This is a genomic window from Alcanivorax nanhaiticus (genome assembly GCF_000756665.1).
Classification (GTDB): Bacteria; Pseudomonadota; Gammaproteobacteria; order Pseudomonadales; family Alcanivoracaceae; genus Alcanivorax; species Alcanivorax nanhaiticus.
In genome coordinates, this window is sequence record NZ_ARXV01000006.1 from 40,709 (window position 1) to 67,415 (window position 26,707).

30 protein-coding genes are annotated in these 26,707 nt (G+C 57.0%); 13 read left to right on the forward strand and 17 right to left on the reverse strand.

Annotation, left to right across the window (positions count from 1 at the left end; translation table 11 throughout):
- The first annotated feature begins 115 nt into the window (after window positions 1–115).
- Window positions 116–598 (forward strand): sigma D regulator, encoded by a 483-nt coding sequence (gene rsd, locus Y5S_RS08780; RefSeq protein ID WP_035232291.1) that lies wholly within the window; start codon window positions 116–118, stop codon window positions 596–598.
- Window positions 599–766: 168 nt separating this feature from the next.
- Here the strand turns inward: rsd and Y5S_RS08785 are convergent, their stop codons facing one another.
- The gene (locus Y5S_RS08785) at window positions 767–1,504 is read right to left on the reverse strand and encodes an FKBP-type peptidyl-prolyl cis-trans isomerase (protein WP_035232293.1); all 738 of its coding nucleotides are present in this window, start codon (window positions 1,502–1,504) and stop codon (window positions 767–769) included.
- A 79-nt stretch (window positions 1,505–1,583) separates the two neighbouring features.
- The gene (locus Y5S_RS08790; RefSeq protein ID WP_052041484.1) at window positions 1,584–1,862 is read right to left on the reverse strand and encodes a DUF4124 domain-containing protein; all 279 of its coding nucleotides are present in this window, start codon (window positions 1,860–1,862) and stop codon (window positions 1,584–1,586) included.
- A 253-nt stretch (window positions 1,863–2,115) separates the two neighbouring features.
- Between Y5S_RS08790 and Y5S_RS08795 the strand changes: the two genes are divergently transcribed.
- The gene (locus Y5S_RS08795; protein ID WP_035232295.1) at window positions 2,116–2,799 is read left to right on the forward strand and encodes a ParA family protein; all 684 of its coding nucleotides are present in this window, start codon (window positions 2,116–2,118) and stop codon (window positions 2,797–2,799) included.
- A 273-nt stretch (window positions 2,800–3,072) separates the two neighbouring features.
- Here the strand turns inward: Y5S_RS08795 and bioA are convergent, their stop codons facing one another.
- A complete protein-coding gene (gene bioA, locus Y5S_RS08800) occupies window positions 3,073–4,347 on the reverse strand; it encodes an adenosylmethionine--8-amino-7-oxononanoate transaminase (protein ID WP_035232297.1) in 1,275 nt (424 codons plus the stop codon).
- A 222-nt stretch (window positions 4,348–4,569) separates the two neighbouring features.
- The gene (locus Y5S_RS08805; RefSeq protein WP_035232298.1) at window positions 4,570–5,046 is read right to left on the reverse strand and encodes a TIGR02444 family protein; all 477 of its coding nucleotides are present in this window, start codon (window positions 5,044–5,046) and stop codon (window positions 4,570–4,572) included.
- Between the two features lie 64 nt (window positions 5,047–5,110).
- Between Y5S_RS08805 and Y5S_RS08810 the strand changes: the two genes are divergently transcribed.
- A complete protein-coding gene (locus tag Y5S_RS08810; protein ID WP_035232299.1) occupies window positions 5,111–7,024 on the forward strand; it encodes an ATP-binding cassette domain-containing protein in 1,914 nt (637 codons plus the stop codon).
- Window positions 7,025–7,082: 58 nt separating this feature from the next.
- Here Y5S_RS08810 and Y5S_RS08815 read toward each other — a convergent pair whose 3' ends face one another.
- Together Y5S_RS08815 and Y5S_RS08820 are read right to left on the reverse strand one after the other, a co-directional pair.
- Entirely contained in the window at window positions 7,083–7,781 is a 699-nt protein-coding gene (locus tag Y5S_RS08815) for an anti-sigma factor (protein ID WP_035232300.1), read from the reverse strand.
- Window positions 7,778–8,323: a sigma-70 family RNA polymerase sigma factor gene (locus Y5S_RS08820; RefSeq protein WP_035232301.1), complete on the reverse strand. Its 546-nt coding sequence runs from the start codon at window positions 8,321–8,323 to the stop codon at window positions 7,778–7,780. The genes Y5S_RS08815 and Y5S_RS08820 overlap by 4 nt, the downstream gene beginning before the upstream one ends.
- Before the next feature lie 166 nt (window positions 8,324–8,489).
- On the opposite strand from Y5S_RS08820, the gene Y5S_RS08825 reads away from it, so the two are divergent.
- Genes Y5S_RS08825 through Y5S_RS08840 form a run of 4 tightly spaced genes read left to right on the forward strand, consistent with a single transcriptional unit; the run spans window position 8,490 to window position 12,551 of the window.
- On the forward strand, window positions 8,490–10,004 hold the full coding sequence (locus Y5S_RS08825; RefSeq protein WP_052041486.1) for a DUF4331 domain-containing protein: 1,515 nt from the start codon (window positions 8,490–8,492) through the stop codon (window positions 10,002–10,004).
- Between the two features lie 12 nt (window positions 10,005–10,016).
- The gene (locus tag Y5S_RS19850; protein WP_022985404.1) at window positions 10,017–10,265 is read left to right on the forward strand and encodes a hypothetical protein; all 249 of its coding nucleotides are present in this window, start codon (window positions 10,017–10,019) and stop codon (window positions 10,263–10,265) included.
- Window positions 10,266–10,302: 37 nt separating this feature from the next.
- Window positions 10,303–11,436 carry a tetratricopeptide repeat protein gene (locus Y5S_RS08835; protein WP_035232302.1) on the forward strand — a complete coding sequence of 378 codons (1,134 nt, stop codon included), beginning with the start codon at window positions 10,303–10,305 and terminating at the stop codon, window positions 11,434–11,436.
- Window positions 11,433–12,551, forward strand: a complete 1,119-nt coding sequence (locus Y5S_RS08840; protein ID WP_035232303.1) for a HupE/UreJ family protein — start codon at window positions 11,433–11,435, stop codon at window positions 12,549–12,551. The genes Y5S_RS08835 and Y5S_RS08840 overlap by 4 nt, the downstream gene beginning before the upstream one ends.
- Window positions 12,552–12,815: 264 nt before the next feature.
- Here Y5S_RS08840 and Y5S_RS08845 read toward each other — a convergent pair whose 3' ends face one another.
- Window positions 12,816–13,985, reverse strand: coding sequence for an acetyl-CoA C-acetyltransferase (locus Y5S_RS08845; RefSeq protein ID WP_035232565.1), 1,170 nt, complete (start codon window positions 13,983–13,985; stop codon window positions 12,816–12,818).
- A 386-nt stretch (window positions 13,986–14,371) separates the two neighbouring features.
- Between Y5S_RS08845 and Y5S_RS08850 the strand changes: the two genes are divergently transcribed.
- Complete coding sequence (locus Y5S_RS08850) at window positions 14,372–15,499, forward strand: lipid A deacylase LpxR family protein (protein WP_081939716.1); 1,128 nt, start codon at window positions 14,372–14,374, stop codon at window positions 15,497–15,499.
- On the opposite strand, the gene Y5S_RS08855 is transcribed toward Y5S_RS08850, so the two are convergent.
- The 5 genes from Y5S_RS08855 to Y5S_RS08875 all read right to left on the reverse strand — a co-directional run bounded on the left by Y5S_RS08855 (window position 15,500) and on the right by Y5S_RS08875 (window position 19,182).
- Entirely contained in the window at window positions 15,500–15,898 is a 399-nt protein-coding gene (locus Y5S_RS08855; protein ID WP_035232305.1) for a YciI family protein, read from the reverse strand.
- A gap of 23 nt (window positions 15,899–15,921) precedes the next feature.
- The gene (locus Y5S_RS08860) at window positions 15,922–16,401 is read right to left on the reverse strand and encodes a YybH family protein (RefSeq protein ID WP_052041487.1); all 480 of its coding nucleotides are present in this window, start codon (window positions 16,399–16,401) and stop codon (window positions 15,922–15,924) included.
- An 80-nt stretch (window positions 16,402–16,481) separates the two neighbouring features.
- Window positions 16,482–17,729: an RNA polymerase sigma factor gene (locus tag Y5S_RS08865; protein WP_035232306.1), complete on the reverse strand. Its 1,248-nt coding sequence runs from the start codon at window positions 17,727–17,729 to the stop codon at window positions 16,482–16,484.
- Window positions 17,730–17,792: 63 nt separating this feature from the next.
- Window positions 17,793–18,377 (reverse strand): 2-hydroxychromene-2-carboxylate isomerase, encoded by a 585-nt coding sequence (locus Y5S_RS08870; protein WP_035232307.1) that lies wholly within the window; start codon window positions 18,375–18,377, stop codon window positions 17,793–17,795.
- A gap of 79 nt (window positions 18,378–18,456) precedes the next feature.
- Entirely contained in the window at window positions 18,457–19,182 is a 726-nt protein-coding gene (locus Y5S_RS08875; protein ID WP_035232308.1) for an SDR family oxidoreductase, read from the reverse strand.
- A gap of 109 nt (window positions 19,183–19,291) precedes the next feature.
- On the opposite strand from Y5S_RS08875, the gene Y5S_RS08880 reads away from it, so the two are divergent.
- A complete protein-coding gene (locus tag Y5S_RS08880; RefSeq protein WP_035232309.1) occupies window positions 19,292–19,783 on the forward strand; it encodes a winged helix-turn-helix transcriptional regulator in 492 nt (163 codons plus the stop codon).
- A 105-nt stretch (window positions 19,784–19,888) separates the two neighbouring features.
- On the opposite strand, the gene Y5S_RS08885 is transcribed toward Y5S_RS08880, so the two are convergent.
- Complete coding sequence (locus tag Y5S_RS08885; RefSeq protein WP_035232310.1) at window positions 19,889–20,122, reverse strand: hypothetical protein; 234 nt, start codon at window positions 20,120–20,122, stop codon at window positions 19,889–19,891.
- A 196-nt stretch (window positions 20,123–20,318) separates the two neighbouring features.
- Here Y5S_RS08885 and Y5S_RS08890 point away from each other — a divergent pair, with 196 nt between their 5' ends.
- Window positions 20,319–20,816, forward strand: a complete 498-nt coding sequence (locus Y5S_RS08890) for a Csu type fimbrial protein (RefSeq protein WP_035232311.1) — start codon at window positions 20,319–20,321, stop codon at window positions 20,814–20,816.
- A 147-nt stretch (window positions 20,817–20,963) separates the two neighbouring features.
- On the opposite strand, the gene Y5S_RS08895 is transcribed toward Y5S_RS08890, so the two are convergent.
- Window positions 20,964–21,881 (reverse strand): LysR family transcriptional regulator, encoded by a 918-nt coding sequence (locus tag Y5S_RS08895; RefSeq protein WP_035232312.1) that lies wholly within the window; start codon window positions 21,879–21,881, stop codon window positions 20,964–20,966.
- A gap of 121 nt (window positions 21,882–22,002) precedes the next feature.
- Between Y5S_RS08895 and Y5S_RS08900 the strand changes: the two genes are divergently transcribed.
- The 3 genes from Y5S_RS08900 to Y5S_RS08910 all read left to right on the forward strand — a co-directional run bounded on the left by Y5S_RS08900 (window position 22,003) and on the right by Y5S_RS08910 (window position 24,480).
- Complete coding sequence (locus tag Y5S_RS08900; protein ID WP_035232313.1) at window positions 22,003–22,836, forward strand: SDR family oxidoreductase; 834 nt, start codon at window positions 22,003–22,005, stop codon at window positions 22,834–22,836.
- On the forward strand, window positions 22,836–23,513 hold the full coding sequence (locus Y5S_RS08905; RefSeq protein WP_035232314.1) for a histidine phosphatase family protein: 678 nt from the start codon (window positions 22,836–22,838) through the stop codon (window positions 23,511–23,513). The genes Y5S_RS08900 and Y5S_RS08905 overlap by 1 nt, the downstream gene beginning before the upstream one ends.
- Before the next feature lie 211 nt (window positions 23,514–23,724).
- Window positions 23,725–24,480 (forward strand): SDR family oxidoreductase, encoded by a 756-nt coding sequence (locus Y5S_RS08910; protein ID WP_035232567.1) that lies wholly within the window; start codon window positions 23,725–23,727, stop codon window positions 24,478–24,480.
- 163 nt (window positions 24,481–24,643) lie between these two features.
- Here the strand turns inward: Y5S_RS08910 and Y5S_RS08915 are convergent, their stop codons facing one another.
- Genes Y5S_RS08915 through Y5S_RS08925 form a run of 3 tightly spaced genes read right to left on the reverse strand, consistent with a single transcriptional unit; the run spans window position 24,644 to window position 26,647 of the window.
- Window positions 24,644–25,495 (reverse strand): PqiB family protein, encoded by an 852-nt coding sequence (locus Y5S_RS08915; RefSeq protein WP_035232315.1) that lies wholly within the window; start codon window positions 25,493–25,495, stop codon window positions 24,644–24,646.
- Between the two features lie 2 nt (window positions 25,496–25,497).
- Window positions 25,498–26,001, reverse strand: coding sequence for a paraquat-inducible protein A (locus Y5S_RS08920; RefSeq protein ID WP_035232316.1), 504 nt, complete (start codon window positions 25,999–26,001; stop codon window positions 25,498–25,500).
- Window positions 25,991–26,647, reverse strand: coding sequence for a paraquat-inducible protein A (locus tag Y5S_RS08925; RefSeq protein WP_035232317.1), 657 nt, complete (start codon window positions 26,645–26,647; stop codon window positions 25,991–25,993). The genes Y5S_RS08920 and Y5S_RS08925 overlap by 11 nt, the downstream gene beginning before the upstream one ends.
- Window positions 26,648–26,707: the final 60 nt, after the last annotated feature.

Genomic DNA, 26,707 nt, shown 5'->3' on the forward strand with positions numbered 1-26,707 from the left:
AACCCAAACACGCCGATTCTGCCCATTGCGACGATCCGCCGAAAACGCCTAGTCTCGAAAATCTGGAAGGAATCATGGCAGAAAGCCTCTGCCTGGCCGACAAGGAGGATCGACAATGGCGAGCACATCACCCAGCGCAACCGCCCAGTGGCAACGCATTGAAACCCTGGTACAGGCCTGGCTGGATGAGCGCCAGCAACTGATTGTCCTGCTGTGCACCCTGCAGGGAGTACGAGGACTCAGCTCCCGGGAACCGCAGCAAAAACAGCTTCAGCAGTTTTGCGAATTGCTGATGGATTACATCAGCGCCGGGTACTTCGAGGTTTATCGCGAGCTGGTCAATGAAGCGCGCCATTTCCATCGGGAGAACCCCGCACTCACCCATCATATTCTTCGCCAGCTGGACAGCTCCACCGATGAAGCGCTGGCCTTTAACGCCGACTTTGAAAACCCCGGCACCTGTGCGGAACTGAAAGCCCAGTTACCACAGCGTATCAGCCTGCTGATGCAGACACTGGAAGAGCGCTTCGCACTGGAAGATCAACTGATTCTCAGCATCCATCAACAGGAACCGCCCCTGCGCCAGGCGATGCATTGACTGTTGTGAGGGGCATCTGATGTCGGATGTCAGACGCTAAAGACTGAAACCCGATATTGGGTCTTTATCGTACGACCCCAGACATCCGACCCACCTTTTGTGTAATTCCGCCCGCAAACAAAAAAGGGGCACCGCTTGGTGCCCCTTTCTTGGTGCCAGTGACGAAAATTACTCGTCGCCTTTCACATCCAGCAGCTCGATTTCGAAAATCAGCACCTGGTTGGGACCGATGTCGCTGCCCGGGCCTGCACCCTGCTCACCGTAACCCAGCTCGGAAGGTACAAATACTTTCCACTTGTCGCCTTCCTTCATCATCGGCAGCACTTCTTGCCAGCCTTTGATGATCTGCTTCAGACCAAAGGTGGCCGGGTTGCCACGCTCTACAGAGCTGTCGAATACGGTGCCGTCAGGCAGGGTACCGTGGTAGTGCACTTCCACAGTGTCGTCCAGGGTCGGAGACTTGGCACCCTCTTCGCCTGAGGCCAGGACTTCATACTGCAGACCGCTATCGGTCACAGTAACACCGTCACGCTGGGCATTCTCTTCCAGGAAGGCTGCGCCTTCTTCCTGGTTCTTGGCACCCGCTTCTTCCTGCTCTTTCTGCTGCTCTTCCATGGCGGCTTTCATTTTTTCCTGCTGCGCTTCCATCACGCGCTGCTGGAACGCCTGCAAAGCAGCCTGCAGTTCTTCTTCATTCATCTTGCCTTCAGGGTTTTCAACCAGGCCATCTTTCAGGCCTGCCATGAAGGCTTCCTTGTCCAGGACGCCCAGCTGCTGCATTTGCTCGGCACTGACAAAACCCAGTGCGTAGGAGCCTTTCTGATTATCCGTTTCCAGCTCGACCTTATCCTGGCCACAGGCTGCCAGCAGCACGGTACCTGCCAGCACGATTCCCAACTTCTTCATTCTGCCTCCAAATGGACTCATCTTATTGTGTGTTCAATTCGCTACCCAGCCAGACACGCCAAAAAACAGGCATGCAGGCCTAGCGTGGCTTGACGGTAGTTTCTTCCGCATCGACCCCAGGGGGCGGAGTCTGGCCATACTGCCAGTTACCCCGTGTGTCGCGCCAGCGAAACACCGTTGTTTCTTGTGGCTTTCCGGTCAATCCGTCAAATCCATCGTCAATCAGCTTTTCCGGTTGCTGCCAGTTTCTCTCGATATGCCGCCAATCCAGTAATGGCTTGCCCCCTTCCAGAGGAACGGTGAACAAGGCAGCCCCTACTGCGACCACCAGCACAATCAGAATCAAGAAATACCGCATGCTGTTACCCCCTTTAAGACAGGAGAACCTCATAAGGTTCCCTGTAATGGCAAATCGCCCCACAATTTACACCACTTTGATATCAAATGGGGTACTGTGGAGGCTTGTGAGGAGGATCACCCTTTTTCATTACCAACATGGCTTCCATCCCTATGGCGGGTAGAATCATACGAAATATTTGGCAACCTACGGCATGAATAGCGCACAGAATAGACCAACAAATCGCGCACCCACCTACCCACAGGCCCGTTCCATGGCCAAACGAACCGTTATTCTGGTTGCCAACAGCAAGGGCGGATGCGGCAAAACCACCATTTCCACCAATCTTGCCTGTTACTACGAAGCGCTGGGACGCCAAGTCACACTCATGGACCTTGATCCCCAGCAATCCACCCTGCAATGGCTCAAGCTCCGTCATACCGACTACATTCACGGTGTCGGTTGGCCTGCCGGGGAACCGTTATCTCTTGGGCGCTTACAGCAACGGCTGGACCAGGCAGCCGAGGTGGTGATCATCGACTCACCCGCCGGGCTGGACACCCATCAGCTGGATCATCTGCTGCGGCTTTCCCACATTGTCCTGGTACCCGTATTACCCAGCCCCATCGACATTCGCGCCACCACCCGCTTCTTGCAAAACGTGATGCTGACACCCAGTTATCGACGCCGCCCGCGCCGTCTCGCGGTGATTGCGAACCGGGTGCGCACACGCACCAAGATGTATGAATCACTACGCCAGTTTCTCACCAGCCTCAAGATCCCCTATCTCGTCACCCTGCGCGACACTCAGACGTATGTGCAGGCCATGACGAATGGCGAAGGCATCATGGACGCCGCCGTCTCACGTCATCTGGATGATAAACAGCACTGGCGATTGATCGGCGAATGGCTGGAAGTGCAGCGCCATCTGATTCAGGCCATGCCGGGGTTTCGGTAGGAAGCGCTAGTTGCAAGTGACAAGTTTCAAGTTGCAACGCGGATAAGGAAAGTGCCAAGTCGGCAATCTATATCTCCGCGCCCCGTGAAGCGGGACAATCGAAGGTCTTGAGTGCTTTCTTTTCTCTCCACACGGCAAACCATTTTCTCGATCGCCAGTTTGCCCTGGTCTTACTTTTCCTGGCTGGTTGCCGGAGCCATAACGCGGCTACAACCATGGATCTCAGGACTGATCCTGATCGCGTTGCAACTTGAAACTTGCCACTTGCAGCTATCAACTCCGCGCCGCCAGATCTCTCATGGCCCCGGTCAGCTTGCTCAGGTCTTCAGACTCAATCACGAACGGCGGCATGATGTAGACCAGCTTGCCGAAAGGGCGAATCCACACACCCTGCTCCACAAAGGCTTTCTGTACCGCTTCCATGTCCACCGGCTCTTTCATTTCCATAACCCCGATAGCACCCAGCACACGGGCATCTGCCACACTACTGAACCGTGTGAGTGGCAGGATCTCCTCCTTCAGCTGCGCCTCGATGGCGGCCACCCGTTGCTCCCAGCCGGAATCGAGCAACAGTTGAATACTGGCATTCGCTACGGCACAGGCTAGCGGGTTACCCATAAACGTTGGGCCGTGCATCAACACCCCGGCCTCACCGTCGCAGATACCCTTCGCCACACGGTCCGTGCACAGCGCAGCGGCCAAGGTCATGTATCCGCCAGTAATCGCCTTGCCAAGGCAGAGAATATCCGGACAGACATTGGCATGTTCCAGCGCAAACAGTTTGCCAGTACGGCCAAAGCCGGTCGCGATTTCATCGAAAATCAGCAACACACTGAATTCATCACACAGCGCTCGTACGGCCTTCAGATATTCCGGGCTGTAGATACGCATCCCCCCAGCCCCCTGTACCACCGGCTCAAGGATCACAGCCGCGATCTCATGGCCATGCTGCTCCAGCAGGGCACGCACTGCGGCCACATCATCCGGAGCCAGAGGCCCCTCAAATGGACTCTGCGGGGCCGGGGCAAAATGATGCTGCGCCAACACACCACTGAACAGGGAGTGCATGCCATTGACGGGATCACACGCCGCCATCGCTCCGAAGGTATCACCGTGATACCCGTTGCGCAGGGCGAGCAGTTTGTCCTTGCCTTTATGGCCCTGGCTCAGCCAGAACTGCAGCGCCATCTTGATCGCCACTTCCACGGACACCGAACCGCTGTCGGCCAGAAACACCTTCTGCAATGGCTCGGGGGTGAGCGCTACCAGCTTCTTGCCCAGCTCCACCGCTGGCTCGTGGGTCAGACCTCCAAACATCACGTGCGCCATCCGGTCAATTTGATCCTTGGCCGCCAGATTCAGCACCGGATGGTTGTAACCATGCACCGCCGCCCACCAGGATGACATGCCATCCACCAGTTCACGACCATCCTCCAGTGTCAGCCTCACCCCCTTGGCACTGGCTACCGGAAAGGTAGGCAGTGGAGCAGTGGTGGAGGTATAGGGGTGCCAAAGGTGGTCGCGGTCAAAATCGAGATCGGTGGTCATGGGGCCGTCCGGGCATAAACGTGGAAAGGAAGAATGGCAGGGGGGAGTTTCAAGATGCAAGTTTCAAGGCGCAAAGCGCGACATGGGAGTGTGCCAAATCATTAACCTTGCCGCCGCGACTCAGCTCATGTGGAAAGCCATTCCAACCATGAGCACTTTCAGCGCGGACTCATGCGTCAATCGTGTGGCAACCCAGTATCCCCGCGTTGCAACTTGGAACTTTCAACTTGCATCCTGCAACCCAACCAGCTCGCTCAACGCCCTCTGCAGCCCCTCACACTGTGCCACCTCCGGCACCAGCACCAGCAGCCACCCCATGGCATCCACCGGTTTTCCTGCGGGAAGCAGGCGGTCGCAAAACGACGGCAAGGTGGTCAGCAACCAACGCTCCCCTTCCAGTTCCACCTGCTGAATCTGGCGTTTGAATTCCGGCAGCCGCATATCCTCCGACGCCTTGCGGCGTACCGCCCGCAGGGGACGCAGATAATCGGCCTCAAACTGCTCCGCCACCTCGGTCATGCGGCGTCCTACCAGAGCATCTGGCTGCTTGCCAGATTCCGCCAGCCACAACCCGCACAGCAACAGGGACACTGGCACCTGGTAGTCATCCTGCAAGTGCAGGCACGCCTGCTCGAATTCCCGATCTTGCCAACGCAGCAGTGCATAGCGCCATAGATCCTGCTTTACGGTCTCGTCCACGGTTCCCCCAATACGGTTGCTGGCTTACACTGCGCCGGTTTCCTGTGTCCAACTGGCTCCTATCATGCTCTCTCTGGAACATATCAATCTGCGCCGTGGCCCCGACCTGTTATTGGAAGACGCCAGCTTTGTGCTGCACAAGGGCTGGCGAGTGGGCCTGGTGGGCCGTAACGGCACCGGCAAGAGCTCTCTGTTCAAGCTTATCATGGGCGAACTGGAGAGCGACGGCGGCAACCTGAATCGGCCAGCAGACTGGCGCCTGGCCATGATGGCTCAGGAAGTCCCCGCGCTGGAACAAGCTGCCATCGACTATGTTCTGGATGGCCACAAAGCCCTGCGCGCAGCGCAGAACAAGCTGGCCAATGCCGAACAGGCTGAGGACAACCACACCATTGCCACCGCCCACGGCGAGCTGGAAGCCCTGCATGCCTGGCAGCAACCGGCCCGCGCGGCCACCCTGCTGGCAGGTCTGGGGTTTAGCGAAGCCCAGCAACAGCAACCGGTATCCAGCTTCTCCGGTGGCTGGCGCATGCGCCTCAATCTGGCACAGGTACTGATGAGCGATGCCGACCTGCTATTACTGGATGAGCCCACCAACCACCTGGATCTGGATGCCATCCTCTGGCTGCAGAGCTATCTGGTGCAGCAACCCGGCGCCCTGCTGGTCATTTCTCACGACCGGGCCTTTCTGGATGCCACCATCAACCAGATCCTCCACATAGAGCACCAGCAGCTACATCAGTACAGCGGCGGCTATTCCGACTTCGAGCGTCAGCGCGCCGAGCAGCTGGCCCTGCAGCAGAAGATGCATGACAAGCAGCAAGCACAGGTAGCCCACCTGCAAAAATTTATCGCCCGCTTCAAGGCCAAGGCCAGCAAGGCCAAGCAAGCCCAAAGCCGGGTGAAGGCGCTGGAAAAACTGGAATTGATTGCTCCTGCCCATGTGGACTCCGGCTTCAGTTTTGATTTCCATACGCCGGAAAAGCTGCCCAACCCCATGGAAAATCTGGATGGAGTGCAGTGCGGTTACCAAAACGATTCCGGGGCCGTACCGATTCTCAGCAATGTCAGCCTTAGCCTGCGGCCGGAATCGCGCCTCGGTTTGCTTGGCCCTAATGGCGCAGGGAAATCCACTCTGGTGCGCACCCTGGTGGGTGAGCTGCCGCCATTGGCGGGACGCTTTGAGAAAGACAACGATCTGATCATCGGCTACTTCCACCAGCAACAGGTGGACCGTCTTGATCACAACGACACCGCGTACCAGATGCTGTCACGCTTCTACCCCAAATGGAGCGAATCACAACTGCGTAATGAGCTGGGCCGATTCGGTTTTCAGGGCGACGATGTGTTTGCTCCGATAGGCCGTTTTTCGGGAGGCGAAAAAGCGCGTCTGGCGTTAGCCATGATCGTGCAGCAAAAGCCCGCGTTACTGGTACTCGATGAACCCGCCAACCATCTGGACCTGGACATGCGCGAAGCGCTGACCCTTGCCCTGCAGGCATTCGAGGGGGCAGTGGTGATGGTATCCCACGACCGCCATTTGCTGGAAACCACGGTGGATGAATTCTGGCTGGTGGCCAATGGTGCGGTATCGCGTTTTGATGGCGACCTTGATGACTACGCTCGCTGGCTGCAACAAAACCGCAAGGACGGCAAACCGGCACGGGAAGAAAAAGCCGATGACGGCATGGATGCCAAGGCCCGTCGTCAACTGGCCGCCCAAAAGCGTGAACAGCTGCGTCCGCTGAAAAAACAGGTAGAAAAGCTGGAAAAACAACTGGCCGACTGTGAAAGCCAACTGGAAAAAACCGAAGCGTCGCTGGGCGATGAATCACTCTACACCGACGATAGCCGTAAAAACGAAATGAACGGCTTGCTGGGAGATCAAGCGCGCCTCAAGAAACAACACGACGAGCTGGAGGGTGCTCTGCTGGAAGCCATGGAAGCGCTGGAAGAGGCCGAAAGCGCACTGGAGTAACATGGCCGCCGGCCGCACGCCCTCTTCACTTACTGTTGTTGTTACTGTTGCGGTTGCCTCAGAAGTCTACCAGCTGAGTGTGATAGAGAACCGGACCGGTGGGCTGCCCGGTAGGCGACCCCCCCTTGGGCTCAAGACTGATGGCAAGCGATCGGCTCTTCAGCAATTCTCGCGCCTGCTCGTTGCTCAGCTGAATACGTAGTTCGGCACCTTCCGTAGGTAACACCGTCAAGGAAACGGGCACGCCAGACTCTAACAGCAGCCACAGTTCAAAATCCTGCCCCGTATTGGTAGCCACCGATGGCAAGGCCTTCATGGTCAAGCTGTGATCCGCCGCGGACGCATTCATCACCCAGAGCGGCTGAGCCTGCTCCGACTGCACCACCGCTACCACCCCCTGTGTGGATTGCGATGGCAAAGGAGTCCAGATGAGTACAACCAGCAAAGCTGCCATGGCGAGCCCTGCACTCCAGCGCCAGAACCACAGCCCCTGCCCCTGCCCTGCGGCGACATTGGATGCTTGCGGCTCCGGGAACAATCGTTGCTCTATCTGATCCCACAGCTGCGCAGGAGGTGTCGTTTTGGGTAAAGTGTTATTGAACGGTTCAAGCCTTCGCTCCCAGTACCACACCTGACGGCGCAAGCGCGGTGATTCCATCATCCAGTGCTCGAATCGCTTGCGTGCGGCACCCTGCAATGTCCCCACCACATATTCAGAAGCAAGCGCCTGGTTACGCTCAAAGTGATCAGGCTTCATGAACCGAGACACCGTCTCAACACTGACAGGCCACGACGGACCAGACTCTTGGTCGTTCCCAAGGGCTGGCCCATGGCCAGGGCCAGCTCCTGGTGTGTGAACCCACGGTAGTAAGCCATCTCGATGGTAGCGCGATAGCGCTCATCAAGATCCTTGAGACAATCACTCAGGCGCTGACGCTCAGACTGGGCGTCTGCCATTTGCATAGGGCCCGGCGCGTCGCTCTCCTGGATGGACTCCACCTGCTGAAAATCCACGTGATGCCGTCTTCGCCTCAGGGCGTCGAGACAACGATAACGACCAATAGACATCATCCAGGTGATCGGAGTACCACGGTCTGCATGGTATTCACCCGCGTGATGCCATACCTGAATGTAGGTTTCCTGCAACACGTCCTGAGCCTCATCGGTATTGCGCAGCAAGTGCACGCACATGCCATAAACCGCTGCACTGGTTTGCTGATAAAGACTGGCGAACGATTGCCGGTCGCCCTGTGCGGACTTCGCCAGCAAAGTCACTAGCCGTTCATTGTCGCAATCCATAACCGGGGCCTGAGTTGGTGTGAACAGACCCAGTCATGACAGCAAAGATGTTAGTAGTACGTGAATTTCGACGGATTGGATGCATAAAAAAACAAAATATTTTCTGCATCCGTAACGCCGTGTCGGGCGTAACTCCCTTCACAACGAATACAAAGGGAGATCCACCATGCAATGCCGCAGTCTTCTCATACCCGCTGCCTCTACCTTGGCCATGGTGCTGGCGAGCACCAGCGCCATGGCATCCAGTCATCGGGAAGCGCCTTTCATTACCGGTATGCCCAAAGTTGATGGCACCGATTTCTACATGTTCAACAGCTACGAAGCTGATCGCGAGGGTTACGTCACCCTGATCGCCAATTATCTGCCGCTGCAGGATGCCTATGGCGGCCCCAACTACTTCTCTCTGGACGACGAGGCCATCTACGAGATTCACATCGACAACACCGGCAATGCCCAGGAAGACATTACCTTCCAATTCCAGTTCAACACCGAACGCAAAAATCTGGCAGTCGATGTTGGAGGCACCAGCGTACCCGTTCCCCTGATCAATATTGGCCAGATTACCGCAGGTGACAATAGCGCCCAGAACGTGCTCGAAACCTATACAGTTAAGATGATTACTGGCGATCGTCGCACCGGCACAGTACAAAATCTCACCGATGCCGGCAGCGGTAGTGAGACATTCGACAAGCCCCTGGACAACATCGGCACCAAATCGCTGCCGGACTATGCCACCTATGCCGACAGCTTTATCCACGAGGTTGCCATCCCGGACTGCCCCATGCCGGGCAAAGTATTTGCGGGTCAACGACAGGAAGGCTTTGTTGTGAACCTCGGGGAAGTATTTGATCTGGTTGCGCTCAATCCACTCGGCGACCGCGATTCCCGTAGTAATACCATTGGCGACAAGAACGTCACCAGTCTGGCGTTGGAAGTCCCTGCGTCCTGTCTGACCGGTGAAAACAGCGTTATTGGCGGCTGGACCACCGCAAGTGTACGTCAGGCCACCGTCATTAACCCTTCCCCGAAAGGCACAGACACTACCGCCAGCGCCAATGCCAAAGGGCCGGCCGTGAAAGGAGGCGCCTATACACAGGTGTCACGCCTCGGTAATCCGCTGGTCAATGAGGTCATTATCGGCCTGCAAGACAAGGACCGTTTCAATGCCAGTGAACCGAAAGATGACGGTCAGTTTGCCACCTATGTGACCAATCCGACGCTGCCTGCACTGGTAGAGATCCTGTTTGGTGTCACTGCTCCGGAGACACCACGTAACGATCTGGTCACGGTCTTCCTGACGGGTGTACCCGGCGTTACCCAGCTGCCCATGGTAACGGCCAGTGAAATACTGCGCCTCAACACTGCCATCCCGGCAACTGCAGCAGGTTCCCAGGTGGATTTGGGCGTAGCAGGTGGAGATTTTGCCGGTTTCCCCAATGGTCGCCGGCCAATTGATGATGTAGTCGATATTGCACTCACCGCTGCCGAAGGGTTCCTGTGTGGTGGTGACGTTAATGGCGCAGATCCGGGCGGCGAGATCGGTAGCTGTGGCACACAAAATAGCCAAGTAAATGGTGGCGCTATTGTGAATGACGGAGCGCTTCCGGACCCGAATGCCTATCTCACCACTTTCCCCTACCTGAACACCCCGCTGCCGGGTGCCAACAACGTGGCCATGTAACAGGAGGACATCATGCGTTTTTTTACCATGACCACCGTACTGCTTTCTGCAATGGCGCTGAGCGCCTGCGGCGGTGACGACAATAATGACCGACCGCCACCGCAAGCGAATGCTGCCATCAACTACACGGCGTTCGTCAAGGTGCAGTTGGCCAATACACGAGATGACCGCGACCCGGTCAACATCAACAACCTGCGGCTTGTGGACCGCGACCAGAACAACCCGGAGGCCTACAACAGTGTTCTGGACTCTCCAAACTAAAAAATGGAATCGGGGGGCGTGCCATCACCACAGAGTGATGGCACCTTTTTTTGTCGTCCTGTTCAGCCTGATTGCCGGGCAGAACTGGGCGGCCCCCTACACCCCATCTTCCAACGACCAGGTTCTGGCTCGACTATCTCCGGCCGAACAAGCGCTGCAGCAATCTTCACCGATGAAAAACCAGGCCAACGCCACAGCGCAGGCACGACAACTGATTGATGAAGCTCGACTCAGGGAGGACTCCCGCTTTCTGGGTTATGCCCAAGCCACATTAAAGCCGTTCCTGACGCCCACCAACGCTGCCGCTACGCAACTGCTGATGGCAGAAATCGAACAATACCAGCACCATTTTTCCTTGGCCCGAAGCCGACTGAATCGCTTGCTTGAACAACGCCCGGATGAGGGCCAGGCCTGGCTGATGCTTGCCAACCTGGATCGCGTGCAAGGCCACTTCGCCTCTTCTCGACAAGCCTGTCAGCAAGCCGCAACCTCTCTCCCTGCCACCAGTGTCATCCTCTGCCTTAGTGGAATCCAGGCAATGACCGGCAACCTGGACAAGGCCGAGCAGACACTGACCCGGCTGGCCAACAGTGAGCAGCTTTCAATGACAGATGAGGAACGCCAGTGGCTATACACCCTGCTCACTGAAATCGCCGTGCAACAAGGGAAGAACGCCTTGGCACTTACCCATGTTCAACAGGCCTTGCAGATAGCTCCGCAATCGCCCTACCTGCGTTATTTGCAGAGCGACATCTGGCTTATGCAAGGTGCCAACGCCAAGGTGATTGCCGACCTGCTGGACTGGCAGGACAGGGATAACGCCCTGCTACGCCTGGCCATTGCCGCCAAGCGAAGCCAGCATTCTGAAGCTTCAAACTGGCGCAATGCCTATCAGCAACGCATCGACATGGCCCAACAATCACAAAGACCCATTCATCATCGTGAACACGCCCGTTTTTTACTGTCGGTAACGGAACAGGCTGACGAGGCACTTGAGGCGGCCAGAGCTAACTGGGAAACACAAAGGGAGCTCAGCGATCTGCGCATCCTGCTGGCCAGTGCGGCACTGAGCGAAAATGAAAAATCACTGGATGATGCCTACCGATTTATTCAACGTCACAACATCAACGACGCGCCTTCTCAACACTGGAACGAGAGGGCAACCCGATGAAAGCGATATTATCCCTGATTCTTGCCCTGATCACGGTGCAGGCCCTGGCGCATAAACCCAGTGACAGTTACCTGCAACTCGACGCTCGCTCCGACAGCAAACAAATTTCCGGACGTTGGGACATTGCCCTGAGAGATCTGAACCTGCTGATTCCGCTCGATGAGAATCGCGATGCGGTGATCACCTGGGGGGAGTTGCAACGTATGCAGGGCAGTTTGGGCAAAGAGATATTGCCCGCACTCAGTCTGACGGCCTTGCAAGACGACATACGTTATCCGTGCCCATTAACCCTGACCCGTTTGCAGGCTATTGATCATGTGGATGGCACCTATGCGGCCCTGCACTTACAAGGCCAATGCAGCGCCCCTCCCCAACAGCTGGAAGTCGATTACCAGCTCCTGTTTGAGCGCGATCCGGATCATCATGGCCTTTTACGTCTGGACCAGGATGGCACCCAACTTACCGCCACCTTTAGCAACCAGCAACGCCGCCAACAGTTCAACGCAGAACACACCCCCCTCTGGCCGGCCTTCCAGGGTTTTGTTTATCAGGGGATCCATCACATCCTGATTGGCTATGATCACATTCTGTTTCTGCTGACCCTGTTGTTCCCCGCGGTACTGGTCTGGCAAAGAGGTGGTTGGCAACCGGCTGCCAACATGGGCAGCGCGCTGACTCAAACCCTGGCCATCGTGACGGCCTTCACGCTGACGCATTCACTCACGCTGGGGCTTGCCACTCTGGGTATCATCTCACTGCCTTCATGGCTGGTGGAGTCTGCCATTGCCGCCACCGTTGCCATTGGCGCCGTAGCAAACCTGCTGCCCCGTTACTTCCCCAAACGATGGGTAATGGCGTTTGTCTTTGGCCTGATCCACGGCATGGGCTTCGCCTCGGTTCTTGCGGACCTGGGATTGACCGACAGCGGCATCTTCCTGCCACTGCTGGGCTTTAATCTCGGTGTAGAGCTGGGTCAGGTTGCCATTGTTCTGGTATTTGTTCCCTTGGCGTATCTGATGCGGCAAACGCATTTTTATCAACGCATTTTTGTGCCAGTGGGGTCACTTTCGATCATGCTGCTTGCCGGGGTTTGGCTGGTGGAAAGGCTCAGCTGATGACTTTTCTCCAGCCAGGCTCCGTGCTAACGGGTACATTGCGAGTTGCGAGTTGCGAGTTGCGAAGAGCAAAACCCACGCAAACCGAAAGACAAAGATTTTTCTTTTCGCTTTTGATTTTCGCAACTCGAAACTCGTTACTCGCTACCCCCTGCAGACAAAAAAGCCGCCCCGGTTTCCCGGAGCGGCTTTTTATCAGGCTGAAAGTCGCGGCGCGGAGACGGCAGGCACCAACCTCACACGCGTTTAAACTTTCAACTGACGTTACAGCACTTCAATGATCGTCGCGTTAGCCGTTCCAAGGCCTTCACAGATTGCCAGCAAGCCATACTTGCCACCACGACGCTTCAGTTCGTAGATCAGGGTACCCATCAGTTTGGTGCCAGTTCCACCCAGCGGGTGACCCAGCGCCTGAGCGCCGCCGTTCACGTTCAGTTTGTCGTAATCCGCGCCCACCGCTTTCATCCAGGCCAGCGGTACAGAGCCAAACGCTTCGTTCACTTCATACAGATCGATATCGCCAATGGTCATGCCCGCTGCGGCCAGCACTTTTTCGGTAGCAGGGATCGGGCCTTCCAGCACCATGGTCGGGTCAGAGCCCACAACGGACATGGCATGAATGCGGGCCAGCGGCGTCAGTCCCAATGCTTTAAGGGCCTTCTCACTCACCACCATCAGGGCAGAAGCGCCATCGGTAATCTGGCTGGCGTTGGCCGCGCTGATATAGCCCCCCTCCACCAGCGGGTTGAGTGACTTGATAGCCGCCAGATCCGCTTCCCAACGAATCCCTTCATCCACCACATGCTCTTCCTGGGAACCATCTTCCAGCGTCACGGTGACAGGAATAATTTCTTCCTTGAAACGGCCCGCTTCTGTAGCGGCAGCACCACGTTTGTGGGAATCGTAAGCAAACTGATCCAGCTCTTCCTTGCTGACGCCATATTTTTCAGCCATGCGCTCGGCACCATTGAACTGGCTGAAATGTTCGCCAGGGTAACGTTTGCTGATTTCCACACCATCAAACGGAGAGCCCATTTCCTTCACCGCCACCGCTGGAGAGCCAATCGGCACCTGACTCATGGATTCCACACCACCTGCGATAATCACATCCTGGGTGCCGCTCATCACCGCCTGGGCAGCAAAATGGATGGCTTGCTGGGAGGAACCACACTGACGATCAATGGATACGCCCGGCACGGATTCCGGCAGACAGGAGCTAAGAATGGAAGTGCGCGCCACGTTAAAAGTCTGTGGACCAATCTGGCTGACACAGCCGAAGATCACGTCATCCACTTTCTCGGCCGGCACCCCGGTACGCTCGATCAGGGCATCGATCACCTTGCCGCCCATATCCGCTGGATGGGTCTTGCTCAAACGACCGTTTTTCTTGCCACCTGCGGTACGTACCGCCGCTACGATATATGCTTCTGCCACCAGGGCCTCCTCAATCTTCTGACTGATTACCACGGGAAATATGACTTGCAGGCTACGACGGGCATGACGGCTACTCAATGACGCTTTCGCACCGCCAGATGCGAATCCGGTCAGGCCGCTCGACCATCTACCCCACACCCAGCCCGACGTAAAATTCTTAAAGTTCGAAAAAATTGATTAAAACCCGGTAAATTCCGCGCTGTTTCATCGATCGGTTAGCCCTCACCCTTGTCACAACCTAGCAGCACATGACTTGGTGCCCACCGGGCACAACGCTGGCAGCACAACAACACGCTTTCATAACAATCGCCCAGCCTCAGACTTTCACTCACGGCTCCGCAAGGGGTGCAGGCAGCCGTGGCAGCACAGACGGGTGATACATCTCCATGAGAACGCAAACTCGGAAACACCGATCGGCCTTGCTACTGATCAGCACATTGCTTGTTGCCGCCGTGGCACAAGGGGATGGCAGCCCCCCCATTCAACTGGCTCGCGCCAGCGACCCCGTCGATGCCCGGGAGGCGCTACGCCCCACTTTCGATACCACCAGGCAGGAGCCCGCCACGGGCAGCTGGTCCTTTACCCTGGATAACGATGCCCTGGTGCCAGTCAATCGCGATCAGGACTACACCTACGGCCTGAGCGTGGCCGCCACGGGAACCCGCGCAAGGGATTTTCTGCTATCGCTGGATACCCCACTGAGCTGGATTGACCGCGCCCTTGGCGTAGACGGCATAGGTTCCAGCTCGGTGCATGGGCACGGTTTCGAAGCTGGCCTGTTTGGCTTTACTCCCGAGGACAAGAGCGCCTCTGAGCCGCTTTACGATGACCGCCCTTACGCCAGCCTGCTGTATGCCTCCAGCAGCCGGGTTCAAGTGAACCCGCACAATCGCGTTGCATGGCATAGCACACTCACCGTCGGAGTTCTGGGCCTTGATCTGGCTGGAGATCTGCAAAACGGTTTTCACCAGATGATCGGCAGCAACCGGGCCGAGGGGTGGGAGCACCAGATCAGCCAGGGCGGAGAACCGACTGCCCGCTATTCTGTGGCTCGGCAGAAGACCCTGGCCATTTCCTCGGACAACCTGGAAGTAAAGAGCACCGTGGAGGGGTCATTGGGCTATATCACAGAAGCCCGCTGGAGCCTGAGCTTCCGGGCCGGCCAGCTGGGTACGCCATGGTGGCAAAGCACACCGGAGCTGACCCGTTATGGTGAACGCAATAATGCCCAGCCACTCAGAGATCGCAGTGAGCACTACCTGTTCGGTGGAATTTCCCTGGTTGGGCGTGGCTACAATGCCTTCCTGCAAGGCCAGTTTCGGGACAGCGAAGTGACCTATGGTCAGGATGAAGTCAACCACGCCATTGCCGAAGCCTGGCTCGGTTATACCTGGGGCTTCGGCAACGGCTACCGGCTGAGTTATGTGCTACGAGGCCACACCTCGGAGTTGCGCGACGGCGATGGCGACCGGGATGTGCTATGGGGCGGACTGGTTTTCTCGCGCAGCTTCTGATCAGCGGCGGCCCAACGCCTCGGCGTAAGGCACCGCGTCCGACGATTCACCATAAATGTCACGTACCGGCCGCACTTCGATACTGCCGTAACGCGCCGGTGGGATCTTGCTGGCCACACGAATGGCATCGTTAAGATCCCGCGCCTCAATAAGGTAAAAGCCGGCCAACTGTTCCTTGGTTTCGGCAAAGGGACCATCAGTCACACTGACCTGCCCATCCCGAACCCGCACCGTAGTGGCGGTCGACACCGGCTGCAGGGCGGAGCCGTCAAGCATCACCCCACTTTCCTGCAACCCCCCACTATAGGACTGACATTCCTTGTTCAGGTTTTGCCAGTGATCATCACCACGCTCCTGCATGGCCGCTTCGCTGTAGTACACCAGGCACAAATAATTCATGCGTATTGCTCCCATAGTGTGATTCAAGAGTGTGTATGAACCGGCATCAGCGGAACCGGAACATGATCCGGCTGCCAGTCAGTGATCAAGTCGCCGCTAACGGGATCATAGGTATTGGACAAATGTTCGTGCACGATCAGCCATTCTCCACCCTGCTGCTGCCAGACCAGGGTACCGCGCATCCATCCCGTCTTCTGCTCACCGTTCTCATCCTCGCAACCGCACTTGAACAGACCATGGGTCACAGCCAACTGGCCTTCCACGGTGATCGTCACGTCATACATTTCGAAAAGTGGCTCGCCGGGGCACAGCGCCATGCAGCGGTCCCAATGTTGCCGGTAGTCCTCCTCACCTTGCACCTGCTGCGCAAAAATCACATCAAATGAGCGAATGGAGGGGCTGTACATGGCCAGCACACCCTCACGGTCTTTCGCCTTGATCGCGTCCAGCCAGCGCGCCGCCATCTCACGAATGCTGTCTTGCGGTGTGGTGTTCGACGTCATCATGCTCTCCTTGATTATCAACAGATCTACACAGGAGTCGGATAGGACAAGACACTTTCGACAGTACAGCGGTTTTTTTGCTATTTGGCTAACTCCGCAATCCGTCGGCGCAGGAAACGCTGCTCTGCGGGTTGCTCTGTTAATCTCATCGCCTGTTCATAGTCATGGCGCGCTTCGGACAGCTTGCCCAGCCGGCGGTGCATATCAGCGCGTGCGGCATGAGCCAGATGGTATTGCCGCAAGGCCTTGTCTTCCATTAACGGATGCAACGCCTCCAGGCCCGCTTCCGGGCCATCACGCATGGCAATCGCCACGGCGCGATTGAGCGCCACCACGGGCGTTGGCATGTGTTGCTGAAGCAGATCGTATAGCCCGACAATTTCTGTCCAGTCGGTTTGCTCCGCCGAAGGGGACTGCGCATGCACTCCGGCAATCGCTGCCTGCAAGGTGTAGGCACCAAAGCGTTGGCTCGACAAGGAATGGCGCACCAGGGCATCGGCACGGGCAATATCATCGCGATCCCACTGACTGCGATCCTGTTCATCCAACAACACCAATTCACCCTCCGCATCCAGACGAGTATGACGGCGAGCATGGTGCAGCAGCATCAGCGCCCACAAGCCCATGGCTTCCGGTTGCGGTTCCGGCAACAGCTGGTTGAGCAGCTCCGCCAACCGAATGGCTTCATCTCCCAGATCATGCCGAACGGTCTCATCTGCTGAAGACGACAGATAGCCCTCGTTAAACACCAGATAAATCACCTGAAGAACAGACTGAAGACGCTCCAGCAAGGCGTCCCCCTCCGGAACTTCATAGGGAATGCCCGCATCACGGATCTTGCCTTTGGCGCGCACAATGCGCTGGGCTACGGTGGGGGTTTTCTGCAGAAAGGCGCTGGCGATTTCTTCAGTGGTCAGGCCACAGACTTCCCGCAGGGTCAGGGCAACCTGCGCTTCCGGCGCCAGTGAGGGATGGCAACAGGTAAAGATCAGCCGCAAGCGGTCATCGGCAATACCGGCGTTCTCTTCCTCCATGTTAACCACGGCCTGCGCGGCAAGGACATCTGCCTGCTGCTGAAGAATCTCATGGTAACGGGCGCGTCGGCGCAATTGGTCGATAGCCTTGAAACGCCCGGCGGACACTAGCCAGGCGCGAGGCTGCTCGGGAATGCCTTCTTGTGGCCATTGCTTGAGTGCCGCGATAAAGGCTTCCTGAAGGGCATCCTCTGCCAGATCGAAATCGCCCAGCAAACGAATCAGGGTGGCAAGCACCCGGCGGGATTGCTCTGCGAAAACAGTCTGAATTTTTTGCTCAACGGACTCCGGCATTCCTGCTTCCTTCCTCTCGGCAAAGGCGCCATGGAATGCCAGAGTGTCAATCAGTCATCTCGTTCAGGCCAGTGCTTCTTCCACAAAATCCAGACGATCCTGTCCAAAGAACATCTCATTGCCCACAAAAAGAGTAGGCGCACCAAACACACCGCGTTTTACCGCTGCCTCGGTATTGGCCTTCAGAGTGTCCTTGACGCCCTCATCGCCGGCACGCTCCAGCCAATGCCCAGCGTCAAGGCCCGCCTCCGTCAACACCCGAGACAACGCTTCCGGTTCAGACAACTTGCAGGGGGCTTTCCACATGGCGTCATACAAGGCACCTACCACGGTGTCCTGTTCCGGGGTGCCAATTGCCGCTGTGGCAACACGCATGGGCAGCAGCGTGTTCACCGGAAAATGCGGATTCATGGTCAGCGGCACCTGGTAACGCTGCGCATAGCGCGCCAGGTCTCGCATCATGTACATCCCTTTGGCCGGCACCGCGCCGGGCGGATTGTTGCCAGTGGCCTTGAAGATGCCGCCGAGCAATACCGGCGTCAGTTGCAGCTGTGCGCCGGTGCGCTCGCACATCGCCCCCAATTGCGTCCAGGCCAGATAGGCCGTCGGGCTGCCCACATCAAAAATAAACTCGACTGTCTTGCTCATTTGCTCGTCCTTTTCCAATGCTTGGGGAAGGGCCAGAAAAAAGATCCTTCGCCATATTTAAGTTAGCGCGCTGCGCGAATTAAAACGTTTCCATCCACGGGCGCAGATCCAGCTCGTGTGTCCAGGCGTCGCGGGGTTGCTGATGAAGCATCCAGTAGCTGTCGGCAATGTGCTCGGGGTTGAGGATGCCGTCCTGCTCTTTCTTGGCATACATGGCCGGGAAATTGTCACGGATGAAATCGGTATCAATGGCCCCATCGATGATCGGATGCACTACATGAATCCCCTGCGGCCCAAGTTCCCGGGCCATGCTCTGCGCCAGCGCCCGCAGCGCAAACTTGGCACCGGCAAAGGCAGAGAATCCACTGCTGCCACGCAACGATGCGGTAGCTCCGGTGAAAATAATGGTGCCCTTCTGACGGGGCGCCATCACCCGTGCGGCTTCTCGGCCGGTGAGAAAACCGGCAAAGGCGGCCATTTCCCAAACCTTGCGGTACACCCTGGACGAGGTTTCGCGAATGCCGAAGCGCACGTTAGCGCCGATATTGAAGACCACCACTTCCAGAGGCCCCACCTCATTTTCGATAGTCTCAAAGAGTGCCGACACGGCGTCCTCATCACGAGCATCACAACCGAAGGCACGCACCCAACCGCCGTCCTGCTGAATCTGCCCCACCAGGGGCGCCAAAGCCTCTTCAGTGCGGCGAGTCACGCACACCCGGTAACCTTCCCGTGCGAAACGGCGCGCAATGGCACCTCCGGTGGCATCACCGGCACCAATCACCAACATGGCCGGATGCGACATGGCACTCTCCTCTATTTGAAATAGTCAGTTCCAATACGGAACTCATAGTGAGTTCTTTTGGGGAACCCGTCAAGCAGGTATCATGCAGGAGTAACCTCTGGAGACCTTCATGCGTTGGCAAGATATAGATCAGCAACCCTGCTCAATGGCGCGAGCCCTGGCCATTATCGGGGACAACTGGACCCTGCTGGTGCTGCGGGACTGTTTTCTGGGCGTACGCCGCTTTGATGATTTCCAGCAACGGCTGGGCGTGACCCGCCACGTACTGAGTGATCGCCTGCGAAAGCTGACCGAAGGGGAGATTCTTGAGAAGGTGGCCTACCAACAGCGCCCCCTGCGGCATGAATACCGCCTGACAGGGAGAGGCCGAGATCTTTACCCGGTGATCGCTCACCTGGCTCAGTGGGGCGACAAGTATCTGGCTGACAGCAAGGGCGCACCTGTCTTGCGTATCCACAAGCAGTGCGGGCATCCACTGCACGCCCAACTACAGTGCGGCCATTGCGGCGACATAGTGGAAGCGAAAGACATCCGGGTGGAGGAAGGGCCCGACTACATTGGGCAACTGCTCCCCGCGCAGATGACCTCGCGCACAAAATAAGCTGAGCCCTCAGACACTTCCCGATCCGATCAGGGCAAGAGGCATGGACGGCCTCCTTGCTTACCCATGATCCAACAATACTGACCCGGAGCAGTCACCAGTCAGCTAACGGCTACGCTGATTGGCGTGGGGCCCGAGTTTGGCTTGCCGGTTATCCCGGAAAGAAAGGGCCTCACCGCATACCGACATGTGAAACGCATAACGCGCTCTATCAATATTCCAAAACAATCCAAGATTTTTTTCTTCACTCATGGAATGCCAGCGCTTACTGCCAGCAACGTCCATCTCCAGCAGACCGGAAACCTCTTGATCCAGGGAAAAATCAACAAATTCAATCAACTAAAATCCGGCGAACCCCGTCTCATTATTTTTGTGACCGAATTCCGTTCATGAGCATGATTTCAGTAAGCCCATCCCCCGCTTGAATACTATTCACTCTTGCATACCAGCTCCATCCCGGCACAACGTTTTGCATATTTAGTAATGCTTTTTTCTTAGATATAAAGAAATCAAACACAATTCCATGGACGGGATAATGATGAACAAAATACTGGCAATGGCGTTGCTGGCGACAGCCTCCTCGCTTCCCATGGCGGCGCAAGCCTCCTCCACATCAGACAGTTTCCAGGTCAGGCTTTCCCTGGTCGGCTCCTGCTCTATCGAGAGTGTAGAGAACCTGGACTTCGGCACCCTCTCGGTGGACGACGTATCGTCCGGCACCCAAACGGAAACCGGTGATATTGGTATTGCCTGCTCCAAAGGCACCAGTTACGACATTGGACTCAGCGGCACCAACGGCACCCGGACACTGCGCTCGCACAATGGCTCCACCGTCAGCTATGAGCTCTATCAGGACAGTGGCAACTCCATAGACTGGGACAACATAAGCGTATTAAGCGGGACAGGTACCGGTACCATGGTCACCCACACAGTGAGCGGCCACCTGCCTGGCACCTTTACCCTGAACCCGAACGATCAGGTATCCGGCGGGGCGGTATTGAAGGATGTGGTAACCGTGACGCTGACCTTTTAATCCGCCCATGGAAGTCCTCATGGCGGTTTGGGTTGTCATCTGCGTCTTTCCTGAAGCAAGCACAGGGCCTACGGGTGGCGGAAGTCTTCGGCAGCATCAGGCAACGACTCCCGACCAAGGTAATCCCCAGCAAAGTAGGCCAGGTGCTCAGCTTTCCAGACTGGCCTGTTGCGCTTTCAGCAGGGCAAGCACGCGGTCGCGTAACCAGCTATGGGCCGGGTCGCTGCTCTGGTCCCTATGCCAGTAGAGATGCATTTCCAGATCCGTCAGGTCTGCCGGCAAGGGCCTGACCACCATGCCCTCACGGGATAACTGCCCGGCCAGCGTAGCCGGCAACGATAACAACAGATCCGTCTGCTGTACGGTGGTGATGGCCGCCTGATAATGCTGGCAGCGCAACCGAATGTGCCGCCGGTATCCCAGCCGGGCCAGCCCGAAATCCTCCAGGCCTGGCCCTTCTCGCCGTGATGAGACCAATACATGCTGGGCCGCCAGATAGGCGGGCAGGTCCATACCCTCGCTCAACGGATGCCCCTCACGCATCATCACCACCATCGGGCCGGACAACACAGGCACATGCTCGATGGTTTCCGGCATGGCCAGCATCACATCGCAAGCCAGATCCAGGCGACCACTGGCCAACTCAGTGGCCATCTGCCTGCGGCGGATAGTGAGTGATTGCAAACGAACGCCGGGAGCCTCGCTCATCAACTGGGTCATCAACGGTGGAAGCAGGCAACCTTCCAGACCATCGCGCAGTCCCAGCACAAAGGTCCGCTCTGCTTCAGAGGCATCAAAGCCGCCCTCTTCACTGAGACAACGCTGAAAGCCCCCCAGCGAGTGACGCACCGGGCTGATCATTGCCCTCGCCCGGGCGGTGGGCACCATACGGCTGCCCTGACGCACAAACAACGGATCATCCAGACGGTCACGCAACCGCCCCAGCGCATGGCTCACAGCGGGCTGCGTCAGGTTAAGCACCTTCGCCGCACGGGTCAGGGAGCCCTCGGTATAGATAGCATCGAAGACCACAAAGAGATTGAGATCAAAACGGGATACATGCATGAGATTTATCAAATTGCATTTAGTTAATTCATTGGATTTATTGAAAACCGGCTACTAGCATCGGTCAATGCATAAATCTCCGCGCTCTGCGGAACGTCACAACAGCGATTTCGGGATTCCCATGACAAGCACTTCCTCTCCTCGTGTATTGATCACCGGCGGCGCCTCCGGACTGGGCCGCGCCATGGCAGAAAGCTGGCTGCGCGACGGTGCACAAGTCTTCATTGGCGATGTGAACGTGGAACGCGGACAACAAACCGCAGCGGAGCTGTCCACCCTGCCGGGCACCGTTGAATTCCAATATCTGGACGTGCGCGATCCGGCCAACTTCAACAGTGCCCGCGAATGGATAGAACAACATTGGGGAGGCCTGGATGTACTGGTCAACAATGCCGGCGTGGCGGCAGCGGCACGTATTGATCGCGGTGACATGGCGGACTGGGACTGGATTTTCGACATCAATGTGAAAGGTGTGGTGCGAGGCTGCAAGGTCTTCGTACCGATGATGAAACGTCAGCAGAGTGGCCACATCGTCAACATTGCTTCCCTGGCCGGGTTGATGAACGCACCGGTGATGGGCAGCTACAACGTCACCAAGGCGGGAGTGGTCTCGCTCTCCGAAACCCTTCGCCACGAACTTTCCCCCCACGGTATCCACTGCACGGTCGTGTGCCCGGGCTTCTTCCGCACCAACCTGCACGAATCCATGCGCAGCCCGGAGCCCGGCATGGTGGAAATGGTCGACAAGCTGCTGTCCAGCGATGAGCTAACCGCCGCCCAGATTGCGGACATGATCAAGCAGGCCGTCGCGAAACAAACGTTCCTGCTGATCCCGCACAAGAGCGGCCGGCGCGCCTGGTTCATCAAGCGCTTTGTGCCCGCGCTCTTCAATCGCATCATGCACAAGAGTGCCGTTGGCATGGAACGCAAACTGAAGAAGGCCGAGTCGGCCTGATGCCAGTGATCTACCTGATCCGTCATGGCCAGGCCAGTTTTGGCAAACCGGATTACGATCAACTTTCCGAGAACGGTTGGCAGCAAAGCCGCCTTCTTGGCCGCGCCATGCAGACACAGGATCTCGGCGTGCCGGTCGCGCTCTGCGGCACCATGCGCCGCCATACCGAAACGGCGCAAGCCACACTCACAGAGCTGGGCCTTCCTGCACAATGGCGGACCGATACCGGCTTCAATGAATATAACCACAAGGAAATTCTGGCACTGGACTGGCCGCTGGCCGAAGACCACGCAGCAGTCACCGCATGGCTGGCCACCCAGCCTCAGCCACGCAAGGTTTTTCAATCACGCTTCGAGCAGGCGGTGCGACGCTGGCAACGGGGCGACGGCGAGTACGGTGAAAGCTGGCCACAATTCCGCGAACGGGTATTGGCCAGCACCTACAGTCTGGGCAACAGCCTCAACAAGGGTGACAGCGCCCTGGTTTTTACCTCCGGAGGGGCCATCAGCGTGATCATCCAGCATCTCCTCGGCCTGGAAGATGAAGCCTTGCTGACCTGGAACCGCACCCTGATCAATACCAGTGTGACACGGCTACTTGTGAATGCCGGCAATTTGCGGCTAGTGTCGGTGAATGAACATCTGCACCTGCCGACGGAGCAGGTGACGTATCGATGAAGGGCGAGTTGAAAGTTTAAAGTTCAAAGTTGAAAAAGCACGCGAATGTTTTTGCCGTTCTGGGCTGCTGTGCCCGCGCCGTTACCGGAGAACGCGGGCATGGCCTTTCAAAACCAACCGGCTTGATCCGCGTTTTAACTTTCGACTTTAAACTTTCAACTCATCAGTTCCGCCCCCGATGCTCACGAAAAAAACTTTTGGAGAAATGACCATGCCTGTCCGCAAGAACATCCTGATCACCGGCGCCAGCTCCGGCCTTGGCGAAGGCATGGCCCGTATCTTTGCCGCCAAGGGGCGCAATCTGGCGTTGTGCGCACGACGCATGGATCGGCTGGAAACGCTCAAAGCAGAACTGGAAGAAAAGCATCCGGACATCCGCGTGCTAATCAAACCGCTTGACGTGGCAGACTACGACCAGGTGTTCGCGGTATTCGATGCTTTTCGCACCGAGCTGGGAGGCATCGACCGGGTACTGGTAAATGCCGGCATGGGCAAAGGCCAACCCATTGGTACCGGCTACTTCTATGCCAACCGGCAAACAGCGGAAGTGAACTTTGTGGCCGCACTGGCACAAATGGAAGCGGCCATGGAAATTTTCCGCGCCCAGAATGACGGCCACCTGGTGGTCATTTCATCCGTAAGCGCCATGCGTGGCATGAAAAAAAACCTCACCACTTATGCCGCCACCAAGGCCGGTGTTGCCATGTTGGCAGAAGGACTACAAATGGAACTGATGGACACGCCCATCAAGGTCACAACCTTGTTCCCGGGTTTCATTCGTTCCGAGATCAACGAAAAGCTGAAGAACACCCCCTTCATCGTGGACACTGAAACCGGCTGCAAAGCGCTGGTAAAGAATATCGAAAAAGAAGTCATGCATGCAGCAGTACCATCCTGGCCATGGAGCCCCATGGGCTTCGCCATGCGCAACTTCCCCCTGAAGATCGTCGACAAACTGATGGGGTGATAAAGAGCAATTAACAGTTAATAATGAATAATTAATAGCTGCACAAGCGCACTATTGTTCTGTTATAACACAGGAGGCCGCGCCCAAAGCTTGGGCGCGGCCTCTTGCATATAAGCAAGCGTAACGCGCTCTCGCGCAGTTATTCATTATTAACTATTAATTATTAATTGCTTTCCCGCCATTTCATGATGGGTGCCCACTCCTGCCACTCGTCATCAGCCTGGCGATTCAATGGAAAGCGACGACCCTCCTCTGCAAGCGGCCCCGGTTCGGGCGGGGTCGCAAAGCTGATACCACCGCGCAGCAAATTCTCCAGTGAACTGGCCTGCACTTCGGCCCCCTTGAACAACCCCACATCCACGGTCAACCCGGAGCTGTTCCAGAACACGCTGTTAGTGCGGACCAGCTTGCTGTATTCCGGTTTGATAATTGCCTGGATTTCCACGAACCGACTGCCTTCACTGAGGACACTCTCACCGATAGTACCCACCTGCAGGTCTCGATAATAAATATGCCTCCCCTTTTTCAGGGAGCCCAACTGGTTCGCCACCAGGGTGATCTTCAAACCAAGATCCGGCTGTTGATCCGGCGGGGTTTCCAGCCCGGAAAATTCCTTTTCCGGCTCTCCGTCACCCGGTTCTACCGCAATGTATTTTCCCGACACCAGGGTATCCAGATTTCGGGCACCAGCAATGCCCAGCTCCGGTTCAACAATCCAGAATTTGCTGTTTTCCCTCGCCAGCTTTTCCGCATCACGATTCAGGCTGGCATGTACAATCACGGTCTTCAGATCCTCACTGAGAACAATCTCATCCACGCTACCCACAGGAACACCACGATAGCGAAGTTCCACCCCGGACTTGATTCCCGAGCCGCTCTCGAAACTGATCTCGATCTGCACATCCCGTTGCAATAGCTGGTCGTAAAGCAGCCAGGCAGCGACGATCAAACTGAGCAAGGGCACTAGCCAGATCGGCGAAGGCCAGTGTGACTTTTTTACTTCAGGGGTTTCCATGATCAGACTCCACGTTGATCCGGGATTGTCTTTATCCAGAGTTGTTTGGGCGAAAAAGCGTGGGCGGACAACATGGTCAACACCACCGCCATGGCAAACGCCAGAATACCGGGTTCCGGCTTAACACTAGCCAGATTGCCAAACTCCACCAGCGCTGCCAGCAGCGCGACCACGAAGACGTCCAGCATGGACCATCGCCCGATCCAGTACACCAGCCGAAAGGCGCGAGTGCTCAACAAGGGGTCGGTTTCTCCCGGCGCACGCCAATAGACCACCGCCAGCACCAGCACCTTGAACAGCGGCACCAGCAAGCTCGCCACCATGACGATAATGGCAATACCGGGCATGCCTGCCTCAAACAGCTGCCAGATACCCTCCGCGATGGTACTGGTCTTGCTGCGTCCACCCTGGGTAATGGTCATGATCGGCAACAGGTTGGCCGGAATCAGCCAGACCATGGCTGCCACCAGCAACGACCAGGACAGGGCGTGGGGACTATCGCGCATCGGCAACCTCCCGCGCCTGTTGATCCATCAGGCGTTGTAGCTGGTCTGGCTGAGCCAGGGTCTCCACGATCAACCGCAGCAGCACCGCCAACCCCAGACAGACAATGCCCGCACCGGGCTTTACTGTGGCCAGATCACCCAGCTTGGTCATGGAAATCAAAATGCCCAACAGAAAAATATCTGTCATGGCCCACTCCCGGCTTAGCCGATAAACCTGCATCCAGCGCGGCGAATGCACAGGCATATGCTCACGGGCAGCCCACAGCAGCCGGCTCACCGCGATCAGGTTGGCCAGTGGCATGGTCAATAGCGTGAAAAGCAAAAGCACGCCAGCAGGCAGATAGACACCCTGCAGAAGGGCGACAGTACAATCCAGCAGGCTGGCGCTGTTATCCAGCCCCAGGTTCTCCAGGCGCAACAGCGGGAGCGTGAGTGCGGGCACCCACAGGAATGCCGTGGCGACGGACAGGGCCAGCAGAGAATCCGGCTTCAGGGTCCAGGCGCCACTGAGCTGACGGTCACAGCGAGGGCAACGCCACGCCCCTCGCCCTCTTCCCGTGGGCAAGGCAAGATCCGTATGACAATCCGGACATGTCAGGGTGCTAGCTCGCTCCTGATCAAGGGAAGCGTCCTTGTCCTCTGGCAAAGGTGACTCCTTTCGCTAAGAGTAGTCTCAAGGATGACATTGCCTGATTGAGGCGTCTGT

Coding starts and splice junctions, on each gene's coding strand:
- rsd (WP_035232291.1), top strand. CDS start 116: ATGGCGAGCACATCACCCAGCGCAACCGCCCAGTGGCAACGCATTGAA.
- Y5S_RS08785 (WP_035232293.1), bottom strand. CDS start 1,504: ATGAAGAAGTTGGGAATCGTGCTGGCAGGTACCGTGCTGCTGGCAGCC.
- Y5S_RS08790 (WP_052041484.1), bottom strand. CDS start 1,862: ATGCGGTATTTCTTGATTCTGATTGTGCTGGTGGTCGCAGTAGGGGCT.
- Y5S_RS08795 (WP_035232295.1), top strand. CDS start 2,116: ATGGCCAAACGAACCGTTATTCTGGTTGCCAACAGCAAGGGCGGATGC.
- bioA (WP_035232297.1), bottom strand. CDS start 4,347: ATGACCACCGATCTCGATTTTGACCGCGACCACCTTTGGCACCCCTAT.
- Y5S_RS08810 (WP_035232299.1), top strand. CDS start 5,111: ATGCTCTCTCTGGAACATATCAATCTGCGCCGTGGCCCCGACCTGTTA.
- Y5S_RS08815 (WP_035232300.1), bottom strand. CDS start 7,781: ATGAAGCCTGATCACTTTGAGCGTAACCAGGCGCTTGCTTCTGAATAT.
- Y5S_RS08820 (WP_035232301.1), bottom strand. CDS start 8,323: ATGGATTGCGACAATGAACGGCTAGTGACTTTGCTGGCGAAGTCCGCA.
- Y5S_RS08825 (WP_052041486.1), top strand. CDS start 8,490: ATGCAATGCCGCAGTCTTCTCATACCCGCTGCCTCTACCTTGGCCATG.
- Y5S_RS19850 (WP_022985404.1), top strand. CDS start 10,017: ATGCGTTTTTTTACCATGACCACCGTACTGCTTTCTGCAATGGCGCTG.
- Y5S_RS08835 (WP_035232302.1), top strand. CDS start 10,303: ATGGCACCTTTTTTTGTCGTCCTGTTCAGCCTGATTGCCGGGCAGAAC.
- Y5S_RS08840 (WP_035232303.1), top strand. CDS start 11,433: ATGAAAGCGATATTATCCCTGATTCTTGCCCTGATCACGGTGCAGGCC.
- Y5S_RS08850 (WP_081939716.1), top strand. CDS start 14,372: ATGAGAACGCAAACTCGGAAACACCGATCGGCCTTGCTACTGATCAGC.
- Y5S_RS08855 (WP_035232305.1), bottom strand. CDS start 15,898: ATGAATTATTTGTGCCTGGTGTACTACAGCGAAGCGGCCATGCAGGAG.
- Y5S_RS08860 (WP_052041487.1), bottom strand. CDS start 16,401: ATGACGTCGAACACCACACCGCAAGACAGCATTCGTGAGATGGCGGCG.
- Y5S_RS08865 (WP_035232306.1), bottom strand. CDS start 17,729: ATGCCGGAGTCCGTTGAGCAAAAAATTCAGACTGTTTTCGCAGAGCAA.
- Y5S_RS08870 (WP_035232307.1), bottom strand. CDS start 18,377: ATGAGCAAGACAGTCGAGTTTATTTTTGATGTGGGCAGCCCGACGGCC.
- Y5S_RS08875 (WP_035232308.1), bottom strand. CDS start 19,182: ATGTCGCATCCGGCCATGTTGGTGATTGGTGCCGGTGATGCCACCGGA.
- Y5S_RS08880 (WP_035232309.1), top strand. CDS start 19,292: ATGCGTTGGCAAGATATAGATCAGCAACCCTGCTCAATGGCGCGAGCC.
- Y5S_RS08890 (WP_035232311.1), top strand. CDS start 20,319: ATGATGAACAAAATACTGGCAATGGCGTTGCTGGCGACAGCCTCCTCG.
- Y5S_RS08895 (WP_035232312.1), bottom strand. CDS start 21,881: ATGCATGTATCCCGTTTTGATCTCAATCTCTTTGTGGTCTTCGATGCT.
- Y5S_RS08900 (WP_035232313.1), top strand. CDS start 22,003: ATGACAAGCACTTCCTCTCCTCGTGTATTGATCACCGGCGGCGCCTCC.
- Y5S_RS08905 (WP_035232314.1), top strand. CDS start 22,836: ATGCCAGTGATCTACCTGATCCGTCATGGCCAGGCCAGTTTTGGCAAA.
- Y5S_RS08910 (WP_035232567.1), top strand. CDS start 23,725: ATGCCTGTCCGCAAGAACATCCTGATCACCGGCGCCAGCTCCGGCCTT.
- Y5S_RS08915 (WP_035232315.1), bottom strand. CDS start 25,495: ATGGAAACCCCTGAAGTAAAAAAGTCACACTGGCCTTCGCCGATCTGG.
- Y5S_RS08920 (WP_035232316.1), bottom strand. CDS start 26,001: ATGCGCGATAGTCCCCACGCCCTGTCCTGGTCGTTGCTGGTGGCAGCC.